The organism is Arthrobacter nitrophenolicus (assembly GCF_000332815.1).
Classification (GTDB): Bacteria; Actinomycetota; Actinomycetes; order Actinomycetales; family Micrococcaceae; genus Arthrobacter; species Arthrobacter nitrophenolicus.
Window position 1 is genome coordinate 38,147 of sequence record NZ_AOFD01000030.1, and the last position, 13,390, is coordinate 51,536.

Here is a 13,390-nt window from a genome sequence, read left to right on the forward strand (position 1 = left end):
GTCTGACGCCAAGGCCAGGCGTTCCGTGTCGCGACATTGCCGGGGAACACTAGGGCGTAGGTGCCGTTTGGGACTATAACGTTGTGCGCCTCACGGAACGCCCAGCCTTACCCGGATCATCCATTCGTGAGTAGGCTGCCTTTGACGTGGGTCGTTTTGAAGGCCGCAAGGGCCTCCGCGACGCCGTTTGCAACGTCGTTTCGGTCGTAGCCGAGCAGGGCTGCTTCTTCGGCGTCGGGCTCGTAGCGGATCCAGTTGCCGCGTCCCTGGACCATCGTGTGGCTGGGGAACACGGGGTGCTCCTCGTCGCGTGCTTCCAGTCGGACTGGGTTGCCGACCGCCTCGAAGAACAGGTTCAAATAGTCGGCAACGCTGAGGGTTTCATCGCCCACCAGATAGGCCTTGCCAGGTTCGCCGCGGAGCAGGGCGCCTTCGATCGCTTGGCTCAGCGAACGGTAGCTCATGAAGTTGGTGCCGCCGGTGGGGGCGTACAACGGCGCTTCGACCAGACCCAGTGCCCACTCAAAATAGGGGTCAAGGAAGTAACTGGGCAGGCCGGGAACGCCTCCGACCATGAACGAGGGATTGACGCTGATCACGTCGAAGCCTGCTTGCCCCTCGGCCCGGGCGCCTTCGCAGGCGAGGTGACGTGAGCGCAAGTAGGGACTGTCTTTCACCAACTCCGGCGTGGCTTGTGGGTACGCGGAGCCGATCTGGACCATACGCTTCACGCCCGCCTCGCGCGCGGCACGTGCGAAGCGGGGAATACCCTCAACGTTGGCGCGAATCAAAAGCTCCTCAGCGTTTTCCGACGTCGGCAAGTGGCGCATATCGTTGCCCGCGGCGAAGACGACCGCATCGAAGCCGCGCAGCCGGTCGGGCGTGAAGTCCCTTCGGACATAATCCCCCTGCAGAAACGGCAATGTTGCCATGAGTGTATTCTTAGGCGGGGCTTTGCGGGAGGCAATTGTAATGTCATGCCCTTTGCCTTTGAGGTAACAGGCTGCATGTGCACCTAAAGCGCCTGTGCCCCCTACGACAACAATCTTCATCTTTAGTCCTATCGTCCTTGCAGTGATCGAAGTCGGCAATTTCAACAACGAATGCCGATCTTGCTTTATTGAATGTGAATCCTGTCGCGGACACCGGCGGATCCCTACTTACGTGAAGGGTGTCTCCGCTACGAGTTGGAGCGTTACCTGAAGCGCTTTCCAGTCACTAGCACTGCCCCTAACGACTTCTGGGTCACCAGTCACAATCGCTAAAGACTTTGACGCATCAGTTCCCGTTCGCGGACGCGGGCTATCGCGTGGCTAGGGCGTCCTCGGGGAGTCGACGAAAGCCCCCGACCCCGCCCTTGGTGCCATACTCTTCGAACAGCATCAGCTGCGTTGCGGAACGGTCCATGAACTCTTCCTCGTCCGCGACGATGGGGCCAGCGATCTCTGGCCGGGCGGCAATAACTGCCATCTCCTCGAGGTCTTCGCGGCGATACCAACTCTCGGTGATGACGTCGTAATCGGGTTCGCCATCCGCATGCTGGTCAAACGGGTCGAACTTTGCGTCGTCGATCCGATAATTCCGCCGGTAGTCGATTGGATGAGGGAGTAGCTCAAGAACGAGCTTGACGTGGTGGTTCTCGTAGTAGTCCCTGAACTGTTCGAGCGTCAGGCCGGGCTTGCGCTTGAAGTGGCAGATTAACTTAATCAAGGTTTGTTCTGTCTGCACGGATTCTCCACTGTAGAAGTTTGGCAAATGAAAGGTCTGAGCGCAGATACCCCGCGTGGGGCACATGGGAGCGGACTCGACGGTGAGCCTCGCAGTTGCGCCCCTACTGTGTGATTCGAAACGTTACTTTAGGCATTGTCCACTTACAAGCCCTGCCCCGTGGACTTCGTGCTGTGGGTCGTGCAATCTTACTGGAATCATCCTTAAGTAAGTCGGAAGGGCTGTCTCCGTGTCAAGCCGGCTGCTCGTCGAACCAGCAGGGAATTTGCTCCCGATCCGACCTAGCTGTGGCGATCGTCATGCAGGGCCAGCCCCCGGCTCCTGGGGGCGTGCGTGCATCTGTCTACCAGCCGAGTTCTACCCCGCGTTGCCGCGTCCAGCTACTGCGGCGGGGGGGGGGGCTTTGGATTGGCCCCGGACATTTCCGACGAACGGTAAGGCGCAGCGTGTGGCGTTGAATAACCGATTTCGAACCAGTGCCTTAGACACTTCGCTTTGGCGTATCTAGAGGTACTGACTAGTAAGTGGCGCAAACCTGTTGACTTTGTGGCACGGCTCACTCATAGTTACTTGCATCAGCGCCGAGTAACTCGACCGGGCCCGTAAGGGTCGCTGTGGTGCTTACCGGACCATGGCGGTTCGGTTACTCAGTTGCCACGCCGGTCGGGAGGCTTGTTGGCCTTGCAGTGTCCACGTCAGGAATTAGCTAGTCGGGCGGTCTTGGGCGATGGACGTCCACCGTCAGAAGCGCCGGTTTGTACTCGCGGCAATGATGCCCGAATGCGGCCCAGGTACTCACTAAGGAGAATTTTGTATGAACCGAAACTTCGGCTATCTACGAAAAGCGGCTTTGGCCGTTGCCGCTATGACGGCCTCGGCGCTCGTCTTGTCGGGATGTTCAGGGCAGGCGGCCCAGGAAGGGTCGGGAAATACCATCAAGGTTTTTCTCAGCTACGCCGGGGAGAACGCCATAAACTCTCACCCGCAGACGCTGCTTGGCGCCGAAGCGGCAGTGAAAGCGATTAACGCGAACGGCGGAGTCAAGGGCCGCCAGATCGAACTGGTCGCGTGCGACAACCGGTTCGAGGCGCAGCAGGCCTTGGTTTGCGCGCGGCAAGGATCGGCAAAGGACATCGTCGCGTGGGTGGGGCAGGATGATATTCAGTCGGATCAATCCTTACCTCTTCTGGCTGCCGCGGGAATCCCCTCAGTCGGACTCTTCAGCTATTCCAATCCGGCGGACTTCACCAGTCCCGCAAGCTTCCCCATCACGGCCGGTGCGACTGCTTCAAACCTTGGGATTCCCCAAGTGCTTGAGCAGTTGGGGGTGAAGCGGGTCATGTCCCAAGCGTGTGAATATCCGGCCTGCGGCATCCTCGCAGAGCAGATTTCGACCTTCGGTCCGGAATTTGGACTGGACGTTGCTCCGGAATCCTTGGAGGTGCCTAACGCGGGTTTACCGGACTACTCGCCGGCGGTTCAAAAAACGAAGGGTATTGGCCCTGAAGCCGTCGTTCAGATCCTCTCAGGGGGAACGTCCATTGCGCTTATCAAGGCTGCCCGGGACATCGGCTTCGAGCCACTGTATGCAGGGAATCCTCAGGCAATTACGGAAAAGGAGGCCGCGCAGAATGGCGAGCTTCTTGAGGGATACCTCACTCCCGCGGCATTCCCGTCCCCTCGGGCACATGCGGATTGGCCGATTATGCAGAAGTACATCCAGGATCGGGGCGCCCACGCTGGTGTGACGGGTGAGGAATGGATCGCCGACGCGGTCCTGGATACGTCGTGGAACAACGACATTAATGCGTGGCTGTCCGTTTACGCGCTGGCTAAGGCCGTTGAGCTCATCCCCGGTGACGACGTGACTGCCAAGACTTTGACCGACACGTTGAATGCGTCAGATACGAGTATTGACCTTTTTGGTTTCCAAACGTGGACCCCTGGTGTGGCGGGCCCTGCCGGTTATGAGCGGATGCCACAAATGGTTTCGTACTTCAACGAAATTAAGGGTGGGAAGATCGCTGCCATGGACCTCGCTCCCTTTGATCTGGTTCCGATGCTGAATAAAAACAGCAAGTAACTGGCCCGGTCCGGGCTGTTTTCGAGTCTGATCGTTCGGATTCAGCAGCCCGGGCCGGGTCCGGCCGCAACATTGTCTCTTGATACCAGGCGCGAGGATGGCGCCGAGTCCTGCTCGCACTGTGCGTTTAGACGTTGGCTTTCTCGTCGCTGATTGGAAAACACTTTGATTGAAGTTCTTCAGTACATGGTTCTTGGCCTTGGCGCCGCCGCTGCATACACCTTGTTGGGTTGCGGCGTGATTCTCATCAATCGCGGTTCGGGTGTGGTGAACTTCGCACATGGTGCAATGGCGCTTGTTGCGGCGATGTTGTTTCTCACTCTCAGGGGCCAGTTGGGTCTGCCGTGGGGCGTTGCGATCATTCTGGCTGTCGCAGCCACAGCGGCCCTTGGTGCTCTGGTGTACCTGGTGATCATGCGTCCTTTGGCGCAAAGTTCGGCTACCGCGCGGACGATCGCGACGCTGGGTTTGCTTATCCTCATCCAAGGCGTTGTCGTGATCGTGTGGGGCACGGGTCCATTCAATGTTGAACGGTTCCTACCGTCGGGCACTATAGATGTGCTGGGCGTGGTCGGGAGCTGGGATCGACTGATTCTCTTCGGGATCGCGATTGTTGTAACAGTGGTCTTGTGGCTTACCGCGAAGCACACCGCCGTGGGCTTGGCACTGAGGGCGATAGCGGAAAACGCGCGGGCGACATCTGCACTCGGTTGGTCGCCCGTGAAGTTGGGACTGTTGACCTGGTCTGTTGGTGCAGGTCTTGCGGGGCTCGCAGGAACGCTGATCGCCCCTATCACCACGATTAGCGTGGACACGATGCCGTTGATGATCATCCCTGTGCTCGCTGCGGTTCTTCTCGCATCATTCAAGTCGTTCCCGTTGCTGCTCGGGGCGTCGGTAGTGGTTGGTGTAGGTCAATCCTTGATCTTCAGCTTCATTCCCATCCCCGGGATGTCTCAGAGTCTTCCGTTCATTCTGATTCTGATTTTGTTGGTTGTCCGGGGCAAGGAACGGGTCGGCCGCTCGCATGTTATTGAACGGTTGCCGATGGTTGGGACAGGGCAAATCAGATGGGGAACCCTTACGGTTATTGTCGCCGTGATTGCGGCGGGGATAGGGTTTTGGTTCAATGACCCCTTCCTCGCGGCCGCGATAGCAACGTTCGGGTGGTCGCTCATCGTGTTGTCTGTGGTGATGCTGATCGGGTACTCCGGTCAGCTGTCATTGGCGCAGGCAGCTTTGGCCGGGGTCGCCGGGTTGATTGCTTCCCATTCAGTGGCATCTTTTGGTGTTTCACTGCCGCTGGCTATGGTGGTTGCGGTCATAGCGACGGTGTTGATTGGGCTGGCCTTTGCATTGCCGGCGTTGCGGACGAACGGTATCAACCTCGCGATTGTGACGCTCGGGATTGCGAGCATCACGGCCGAGTTCATTTTCAAGAATGAGCTGTTTGTGGGCCCCTTCGGGAGTGTGTTCATCCCGAAGGTTGAATTGTTCGGCATGGACCTGGACCCGTTCCTGAACCCTCAGGGCTACGCAATTTTCGCGTTTGTGGTCTTCCTCGCTTGTTGCCTAATCGCAGCGTCGATTCGTCGTGGAACAGCGGGCGGGCGACTGCTAGCCGTTCGGACAAACGATCGTGCCGCCGCCGCGCTGGGAGTAAACGTCATCGGTGCGAAGTTCTACGTTTTTGGGGTGTCGGCGGCGATCGCAGGCCTGGGTGGCATCATTCTGGCATTCTCGTCGCCCGCCTTCAGCCCCGCCACGTTCTCTCCAATGCAATCAATCTCAGTCATCGCCTACGCGTTCTTGGGCGGCGTCGGATTTATCATCGGTGCACCAGCCGGCGGTCAATTCGCTCCGGGTTCTTTCGGGAGCTGGCTGATCGACGTAATTTGGCCGGGTGCCACGGGCACTTGGCTGCAGGTCATAAGTGGACTCATGGTCATCTTGTTTGTTCTCCTGCAGCCAGACGGGTTCGCTCGCGACTGGGTACGGACCGCCGCGGCAATACGTGGCCGCCTTCGCGGTAAGCAAACCAAAGGGAACGACGCAGCAGCCCGCCCATCGGCCCAGGGTGCTCCTGAGACCAAACGGAAGGATGGCCGAAGCGCCCTTCTGGATGTTATCGGCCCCGAGGTTGCCGCAATCTCAGTCCCTCCGGTGCGGTTGGTGGTCGACTCGTTGGGTGTGCGTTTCGGGCAGAAGGTCGTAGCGGTGGATGGCGTATCGTTCCATGTCGATCCAGGCGAAGTCGTAGCCTGATCGGGCCCAACGGTGCCGGTAAGAGTACGTGTATTGACGCGATCAGTGGATTCGTGCCGAGTACGGGACGCGTCCTGCTCAACGGGGAGGACGTCTCCCGCGCTCCCGTCCACATCCGATCCCGGAAAGGCATGGCGCGGTCCTTCCAGTCGCTGGAGCTTTTCGAGAGCCTGTCCGTGCGCGATAACCTTCTCATCGCCGCTGATGACGGACGCGTACGCCACTACGTCCGCGACCTTTTCTGGTCCAAACGCCCGACCCTGAACCCCATCGCACTCGCGGTGGTCAAGGAGTTCGGACTTATTGACGTACTTGACAAGCGTGTGGATGACTTGCCCTACGGGCAGCGACGACTCATTGCCGTAGCCAGAGCGATGGCTGGTTCACCTTCGGTGCTGTTACTTGACGAACCCGCCGCCGGGTTGGGCGACGATGAAACCCGCGAGTTCGAAGCGTGATAAGGCAGATAGCGAGCTGGGGAGTAGCCATCCTGCTGGTTGAACATGATATGGGACTAGTGATGGGAGTCAGCAACCGAGTCGTGGTCATGGAGACAGGAAAACGAATCGCCATGGGCCTGCCAAGGGAAATTCAAGAAGATCCGGCTGTCATCGAGGCCTACCTGGGCCAACGAACCGACGAAACGGAACACAACCTATCTGACGCTGCAGGGCGCGGAGTGGAGGTATGACTATGTCCGCAGTGCTTGAAACACACCAACTTTCCTCCGGCTACCATGGACACGCCTTCGTAACAGACCTCGACATCTCTGTAGAGCCTGGAGAAGTGATAGCTTTGCTCGGTCCTAACGGGGCGGGGAAAACGACAACGCTACTTGCGATCGCGGGAGAACTCCCTGCTCTCAGCGGCACCGTGGAGATGTTCGGACGGAAACGAACTGACGCACTCTATAAACGGGCTGCAGATGGGCTCGCGTTCGTCACCGAAGAACGTTCTGTCTTCATGCAACTTACGACTGCGGAAAATTTCCGGGTCGGTGGAGCGGACGCAGTAGAGTGCCTACAAATGTTCCCCGAACTCGAACCCCTCATGAACCGCACTGCTGGACTCCTCTCCGGCGGCGAACAACAGATGGTAACCATCGCGCGCGCGCTGAGCAGAAAGCCTAAACTCCTACTCATCGACGAACTTTCCCTCGGACTAGCCCCGCTCGTGGTTCACCGACTCCTTGACGTGGTAAGGGACGCTGCCTCTACGCATGGCATCGGCGTTATCCTCGTCGAACAGAAGGTTGAACTCGCCCTCGCTGTCTCCAACCGAGCCTATGTCCTCCGCGACGGAAAGGTCATTCTCCAGGGCCCCTCGGACCATATCGGTGCCCAAGTCAAAGAGCTGGAAGAGTCCTACCTGTCCGGCATCGCGGATAGCTAGGCTAGGTGTGCTGGTTTTGACGGGATTGTGGGAATGACGGTCTGACACGCCGTCTTTAGGCCTGGTGCGGAAAAACCTGCTCAATACTGGGGAATGTACTTCCAACTGGACAAGCACGCTGGGCATCAGGCGAGCATGCCGTGGTCCCCAGCGTCGGCCAGGTACCTGATTTTCTTGTCTCCAGAGCGTTCTTCCTGTTTGAAGTTCTAGGTCATGTCTGAAAAGCGGTTTCCTGGGACAAGACACCTCATTGGGGGCCGGTCGTGATGCGGGGGTTGACTCCGTACTGCGGTGGCACTCCCACGTGGTCGCGGAGGGTTTTACCCTCGTAAGTGTTGTGGAAGATGCCACGTTCGCGTAAGACCGGGATGACCTGTTCGACGAAGTTGCCGATTTCGGTGCTGAAGTCGTCGAAGTTGAGCATGAAGCCGTCCGCAGCGCCGGCTTTGAACCATTCCTGGAGGTGGTCGGCGACTTGTCCGGCGGTTCCGACGACGGAAGGGTAAGGGTCGAACACGGCGTGGGCGAGGATGTCACGGGGTGACCATCCCGCGTGGGCGAGCTCGACTGCGCGAATTGACCGCGCGTCCTGGGGGTGAGCTTGCACGGCGGTGAGCTGCGCTGTGGTGAGGGGTTCGTCGGGACGGGTGAGTTGCTGCTGCAGGCCAAGGTAAGCGCTCAGGCGTGCCAGGGGGCCGCGGATGTCGGTGTGGGCGTCCAGCGCGAGGCGGGTGTCGAGGGCGTCACGTTCGGTGTCGCCGGTGGTGAAGCCGGCGAAGGCGAGATACTTGATGTCCTCGGGATTCCGGCCGGCCTGTGCTGCGGCTTGTCGGATGGCCTGGCGTTGCGCCCGGCCTTCTTCGATGCTGGACGGCATGGCGATGATGATGTCCGCGTACATGACCGCCGCTTGCAGGCCGTAGCCGCTGCTAGCGGGCATGATGATGACCGGCTGTCCCTGCTCGGACGGAGGAACCGGTAGCGGGCCGCGCGTCCCGACCTGGGTGCCATACAGGTTCACCGGTTTCACATGTGCCGGATCGGCGTACCTTCCTGCTGGTCGGGCTTGCCTGCCTCGTACCCCCAGCTGCCCCACAGCGCCTGGACGACCTGCATTACTTCGTGAAGTCGTTCGTACTTCTTCTCCCGTGCAGGGGGTTCCTTGCCGAAGTTCGCGAATGCATCGGGTTCGAAACTTGGTACCGCGTTCCAGCCGACCCGGCCGTTGCTGATCACGTCGAGGGTTTTGAGCTGACGGGCCAACAGGTATGGCTCAAAGAAGGATGTGGAGGCCGTGCCGGCGAGCCCGATCCGTTCGGTCGCCTGAGCGACCGCCGACAGCGTAACGATCGGGTCCATGTTGAACAGCGGATTCGATACGGCCAGGTCTCCGTGCAGGAACAGCCGGTCAGCGATGAAAACGAACTGTAGACCACCCCGCTCTGCCGTCCGGGCATGCTCAACCGTTACATCTATGTCGGTGTAGGCCTCTGGGTTCACGTGGGGCAACCGCCAGGCAGCAGGGTGCGCACCAAAACTGTTCGTCAGGGCTACGCCCAGGATCATGTGTTCGCTATTCATCTACGTTCTTCCATGGTCGTACTGATTGGTGGCCTATTCGGGGCACACCTGTATGTGATCGGTGGGATCGCCGGACCGCCGCCGGAGTGCCCTTGACAGGACTCATCTCCCTGGCTGCCACCAACGGGTGATAAGGCGATGCTGGTGGTTGCGGGGGCTAGTCTTCTGTGCCGACGACCCGGGGGTCGAGGCCGTACTGTTCGGCGACGCCGAGGTTCTCGCGAAGGGTGGTGCCGATGTAGTCGCTTGGGTAGATGCCGCGTTGTTGGAGCACGGGTACTACCTCGTCGACGAAGGCATCGACGCCGTCCTCGAAGATGTCAGGTGAGAGCCAGAAACCATCCGCGGCTTCCGCTTCGAACCACTCCTGAATGTGGTCGGCGTGCAGTGCTGCCGGGCCTACCACGGTGGGGTGGTAGTCGATGACGCCGTGGGCGAGGATGTCGCGGACAGTCCAGCCCTGGCGGGCGACGTCCAGGGCGATACCGGAGCGTGGATCCCGTGACGGGTAAGCTCCGGAGAGCTGCTCGGTGGTGAGAGGCTCATCGAGTCGTCTGCGGTCGATCTGTACTCCCAACATGTTAGCCAGCTGGGGTACCTGTGCTTTGAGAGTGTCTCCAAGGATCGAGATTCGACGGTCGAGGCCCTCGCGAACACTCGGGGCAACGGTGGGCATGATCCCGGCGAAGAACTTAATGTCATCGGGATCACGGCCGGCCTCTTCCGCGGCGCGCCTTACCATCGCACGCTGCGCCCTTCCGTCCTCGATGGTCCAAACCTCACCGATGAAACCACTGGCGTAACGGCCCGCGAGAGCCAGCAAGTGAGGACTCGGACCCCCGGAGGAGAAGATCACGGGTTGGCCTTGCTCCGAGGGCGGAATTGCCAGGGGTCCGCGTGAGGCTACGTACTTACCCTGCAAGTTGACCGGTTGAAGCTTCGAGCTGTCGATGTACTGGCCGGAGGCCTGATTCTTGATCCAAGCCTCTTTCTGCCAGCTGCCCCACAGCGCCTGGACGATCTGAATGGACTCGTGGGCCCGCTGGTAGCGTTCCGAGCGTTCGGCGACAGGCTTACCGTAGTTCGCGGCCACCGCGGGGTCGCTCGTGGTGACGGCGTTCCAGCCCGCACGGCCGTGGCTGAGCACATCCAGCGCCTTGAACTGACGTGCGTGGTTGAACGGCTCCTGGAAAGAGGTGGAACCGGTGGCCACGAACCCGATGCGTGAGGTGGCCTGCGAGATGGCAGTCAGTGCGATCATCGGGTCGATGATGTTGCGCACGCCCCCGTGTTCGATGTCTCCGCGCACCGCGGGGAAATCCGGGATGAAGAGGAAGGCGAACTTGCCGCGTTCGGCCGCTTGCGCATAACGGATGTTCGCTTCAAAGTTCGCATAGTTTTCCGGGTTGACCTGAGGGGCCCGCCAGGCGTTGTTTAACGCCCCGGATCCGTCGTGGAGCGCCAAGCCTAGGATGAGTTTCTTCTCTGTCATGTGGGTGGTCCTTAGTCGTAGGGGCTTGTTAGCGGGCGAGGCGGTGCGCGCCGCTGCCGAAAAAGATGAGGGGAAGCTGCTCGGTGTCGCGCTGAAGCTCAAGAACCCGCAGCAGCGTCAAGGCGTGATCGCCGGCCTCGATTTCTGTGTCGAGCTGCACCGTGAGCCTTGCAAGGGCGCCGGCCACGAAAGCAGCACCGGACTCGACCTGCATATTGAGACGGGCGAACCGTTCAGCGGAAGGCAGGCGCAACTCCTGCAGAACATGCGCCAGCTGCTCACCCAGGACGCTCACCCCCAGCGAGGGGCCTTCCGCAGGGCAGGCCAGCTCGTTGATGTGTGCGCGAACGATATGGACACAAGGGGCGGGTCAAGAGAGACCGAGGCGAAGGAGTTCCCCGAGAGTCCAACGACTTTGCCCTCAACCTCGGCGGCGACGAGGACAAGACCCGTGGGGAATCCAGCAAGGACGTGACGCATCTCGAGTGCGGTGACAGGCCCGGATGACAAAGAATTTTGGTGCATAACTCCATCTTGGAACCTTCACACCCTGTCAATGTCAAGTTAGGCTGAGGGTCATGAAGATCAGTGAACTCTCCGCGAGGACCGGCGTGGCGACCCGCATGCTGCGCTACTACGAGGAACAGGGACTCATTACACCCCAGCGCTTAGCGAACGGATACAGGGACTACGACGGCTACCTCGTCGACCGGGTCACCAAAATCAGGGGCCTGGTTGATTCCGGTGTGCCCACCCGCATCATCGGTGACATTCTTCCCTGCCTCAACCAATCCCAGGAAATCATCGTTCGGGATCCAGACCCCGAACTGCGGCGCATGCTGGTCAATCAGCGCGACGCTATGATCGAGCGCATCGCATCTCTCAAGCAAAACCGTGACGCCCTCAGCCGATATATCGCCGCCATGGACCAGGCGATGCAACCCACAAAATAACCCTCAGTTCGTCCACAGTTCCACTGCCGGGCAACGCAGCGAGTAGTAAATTCATCGGCCTAGTAGCCGGCCGCCCCACGTACCAGCGCCGCCAAAGTCAAGCTCATGTAGGGGAAAGATGATGCAACGCGGAAGATAAGGCGCTGAGTTGACTTAGAGGTGCAGAGAAGCAGGCGCGCGAAAACAGGCCTCCCGGTGCATGATCCCGGAGGAGGATTGGGCGCTATCCCGGTGGGCCGGTGTCAGACTGGTTCCACGGCCGGCGGCAGGTTAGGCCCTAAGGGACACGTCAGTTGGACGGAAGGTGGTCTTTGCGGCGAGGGCCAGCGAGAGCGCTGACACGCAGCGGAGCCGCACGTGACGTCCTCGTCTGGATCGTTCGAGGCTCTCGTGCGCACCTTGGTGCGGCATTTGATTCTTCGACGGGAGCCGAATTGATCGGGGAGTTAAAGTACCGGACGCCGAGCCCATATTCGGGAGCTCGGCCGTCCTGGATGCGTTAGGGCATCACGTAGGTAGCGGGCCGGACTGAACCTGCGGCCCTTGGAAGGACGCGTGAACGCCGGTCCGCGGGTGACGGGACGCTGCCGCGGTGCCCGTCAAGGCCCTACTGGGGTCGGATCGAGTGGCCAGGGTTGAGGGCCATTTGACCGCCATCAACAGGAATCGTGTGGCCTGTAATAAAGGACGCGTCCTCGGAGGCCAGGAACAGAATGGCAGCAGCCTGCTCCTCACCCCGGCCCATTCGCTTCCACGGAACCCGTGCGATGCGCGCCTCAAAGGCCTCGGGTTCGCGCTTCTGCCATTCAAAGGAAGCTGGCGTTTCGGTCATTCCCGGGGCGACGGCGTTGACGCGGATACCGTACTTTGCCCACTCCACGCCCAAGGCCTTCGTGAGCCCTACGACCGCGTGCTTGGCAGCGGTGTAGCCGGCGTCGTTGGGCAGGGCAGCAAGGCCCGCGAGGCTGCCAGATTGACGATGGCTCCCCGGTTGCGCGGAATCATGGAGGCGTTAGCGACTGCCTGGGACATGAAGAAGGTTGCCGTGAGGTTGACGCCAATCACTCGGTCCCAGGAGGCATACGCTTCTGCAGGCTGCATGTTCTCGCCGCCTGCATTGTTGACCAGAACGTCGATGGACCGTGGTCCTCAACGATCTGCTGAACAGCCTTTGCGGCTCCTTCCCGGTCGGTGATATCAAACCCTGCGGCGGCAGCATTGCCGCCCAGCGAGTTGATTTCTGCAACGACCGCGTCCGCAGATTCCTGGTGAAGGTCGTTGATGAGTACCAGGGCACCTTCCTCCGCGAACTTGAGTGCGGTGGCTCGTCCGATGCCGCGGCCTGAACCGGTGATGAGTGCGACCTGGTCTTTAAAACGTGACATTTAAGCTGGCCCTATCTTCTGCGTGGTGCGTATCCCTCATTGGATGCGCTGGAATGAGCAAATGCTCCAAACGCGACACCAGGGGCGAATATGTTGGTGTCGGCCTCGATCACTTCAGCACACGAATCGTACGTAAGTCAATAGGGTGCCGGCTGGCAGTTCTGCGGAGTGCTTCGCATTCGCCGGTGCGCGGCGCGGCGCTAACGAATGTCCTCCTCGGGCTCGAGGAAGCACCGGTGCCATACTTACGACGCGGGACGTCCCGCCGTCGTAAGGCTGCTTTTGGTGCCTGACAGCAAAGGCGTGGGCTTACAGAGCTGGCCAGCCGCTGTCGACGGCGTGAATGTTCAAGCCGTATATGGGAAGGCGCTCGAGGCTGCGAGCTTCACGGCGCTGGCGGACCGGGATCATGGCCATCACGATGGCGTTCTTGACCCGGAAGCATCCAAGGTCATGTTGTAAGGGTTTGCGGTTTGTGGGGCGTGCGTACATATTTTTTTGATTGTGCCGA

12 protein-coding genes and 2 pseudogenes are annotated in these 13,390 nt (G+C 60.1%); 6 read left to right on the forward strand and 8 right to left on the reverse strand.

Features of this window, described 5'->3' with window-relative positions:
* Positions 1-116 precede the first annotated feature (116 nt).
* Positions 117-1,052 carry an NAD-dependent epimerase/dehydratase family protein gene (locus tag G205_RS12015; protein ID WP_052014113.1) on the reverse strand — a complete coding sequence of 312 codons (936 nt, stop codon included), beginning with the start codon at positions 1,050-1,052 and terminating at the stop codon, positions 117-119.
* Between the two features lie 250 nt (positions 1,053-1,302).
* A complete protein-coding gene (locus tag G205_RS12020) occupies positions 1,303-1,728 on the reverse strand; it encodes an EthD domain-containing protein (protein ID WP_009358199.1) in 426 nt (141 codons plus the stop codon).
* A gap of 814 nt (positions 1,729-2,542) precedes the next feature.
* Between G205_RS12020 and G205_RS12025 the strand changes: the two genes are divergently transcribed.
* The 5 genes from G205_RS12025 to G205_RS12035 all read left to right on the forward strand — a co-directional run bounded on the left by G205_RS12025 (position 2,543) and on the right by G205_RS12035 (position 7,468).
* Entirely contained in the window at positions 2,543-3,811 is a 1,269-nt protein-coding gene (locus tag G205_RS12025) for an ABC transporter substrate-binding protein (protein WP_009358200.1), read from the forward strand.
* Positions 3,812-3,976: 165 nt separating this feature from the next.
* Entirely contained in the window at positions 3,977-6,076 is a 2,100-nt protein-coding gene (locus G205_RS20630) for an ABC transporter permease (RefSeq protein WP_052014114.1), read from the forward strand.
* Positions 6,077-6,129: 53 nt separating this feature from the next.
* Positions 6,130-6,534 carry an ATP-binding cassette domain-containing protein gene (locus tag G205_RS20635; protein WP_235046901.1) on the forward strand — a complete coding sequence of 135 codons (405 nt, stop codon included), beginning with the start codon at positions 6,130-6,132 and terminating at the stop codon, positions 6,532-6,534.
* 89 nt (positions 6,535-6,623) lie between these two features.
* The gene (locus tag G205_RS24045) at positions 6,624-6,767 is read left to right on the forward strand and encodes an ABC transporter ATP-binding protein C-terminal domain-containing protein (RefSeq protein ID WP_420874311.1); all 144 of its coding nucleotides are present in this window, start codon (positions 6,624-6,626) and stop codon (positions 6,765-6,767) included.
* On the forward strand, positions 6,764-7,468 hold the full coding sequence (locus G205_RS12035; protein ID WP_009358201.1) for an ABC transporter ATP-binding protein: 705 nt from the start codon (positions 6,764-6,766) through the stop codon (positions 7,466-7,468). The genes G205_RS24045 and G205_RS12035 overlap by 4 nt, the downstream gene beginning before the upstream one ends.
* 247 nt (positions 7,469-7,715) lie before the next feature.
* On the opposite strand, the gene G205_RS23475 is transcribed toward G205_RS12035, so the two are convergent.
* The 4 genes and pseudogenes from G205_RS23475 to G205_RS24200 form a co-directional block, all read right to left on the reverse strand.
* Positions 7,716-8,564 (reverse strand): LLM class flavin-dependent oxidoreductase, encoded by an 849-nt coding sequence (locus G205_RS23475; RefSeq protein WP_338058415.1) that lies wholly within the window; start codon positions 8,562-8,564, stop codon positions 7,716-7,718.
* A complete protein-coding gene (locus G205_RS23480) occupies positions 8,495-9,049 on the reverse strand; it encodes an LLM class flavin-dependent oxidoreductase (protein ID WP_052014119.1) in 555 nt (184 codons plus the stop codon). Before G205_RS23480 ends, G205_RS23475 begins: the two co-directional genes overlap by 70 nt.
* A gap of 157 nt (positions 9,050-9,206) precedes the next feature.
* Positions 9,207-10,541: an NtaA/DmoA family FMN-dependent monooxygenase gene (locus G205_RS12045; protein ID WP_009358202.1), complete on the reverse strand. Its 1,335-nt coding sequence runs from the start codon at positions 10,539-10,541 to the stop codon at positions 9,207-9,209.
* Between the two features lie 28 nt (positions 10,542-10,569).
* Positions 10,570-11,066: pseudogene (locus G205_RS24200) on the reverse strand (flavin reductase family protein).
* Positions 11,067-11,119: 53 nt separating this feature from the next.
* Here G205_RS24200 and G205_RS12055 point away from each other — a divergent pair.
* Complete coding sequence (locus G205_RS12055) at positions 11,120-11,494, forward strand: MerR family DNA-binding transcriptional regulator (RefSeq protein ID WP_009358204.1); 375 nt, start codon at positions 11,120-11,122, stop codon at positions 11,492-11,494.
* Between the two features lie 607 nt (positions 11,495-12,101).
* On the opposite strand, the pseudogene G205_RS24055 reads toward G205_RS12055, so the two are convergent.
* Positions 12,102-12,879, reverse strand: a pseudogene (locus G205_RS24055) (SDR family NAD(P)-dependent oxidoreductase).
* A gap of 309 nt (positions 12,880-13,188) precedes the next feature.
* Positions 13,189-13,390 (reverse strand): hypothetical protein (locus G205_RS22870; RefSeq protein WP_235046902.1); only part of this gene is annotated, 202 nt, incomplete at its 5' end.

Excerpts from the sequence above, each read along its gene's own strand:
- G205_RS23480 (WP_052014119.1), bottom strand. The coding sequence starts at position 9,049 with ATGAATAGCGAACACATGATCCTGGGCGTAGCCCTGACGAACAGTTTT.
- G205_RS24045 (WP_420874311.1), top strand. The coding sequence starts at position 6,624 with ATGGAGACAGGAAAACGAATCGCCATGGGCCTGCCAAGGGAAATTCAA.
- G205_RS12045 (WP_009358202.1), bottom strand. The coding sequence starts at position 10,541 with ATGACAGAGAAGAAACTCATCCTAGGCTTGGCGCTCCACGACGGATCC.
- G205_RS12015 (WP_052014113.1), bottom strand. The coding sequence starts at position 1,052 with ATGAAGATTGTTGTCGTAGGGGGCACAGGCGCTTTAGGTGCACATGCA.
- G205_RS12035 (WP_009358201.1), top strand. The coding sequence starts at position 6,764 with ATGACTATGTCCGCAGTGCTTGAAACACACCAACTTTCCTCCGGCTAC.
- G205_RS12025 (WP_009358200.1), top strand. The coding sequence starts at position 2,543 with ATGAACCGAAACTTCGGCTATCTACGAAAAGCGGCTTTGGCCGTTGCC.
- G205_RS12055 (WP_009358204.1), top strand. The coding sequence starts at position 11,120 with ATGAAGATCAGTGAACTCTCCGCGAGGACCGGCGTGGCGACCCGCATG.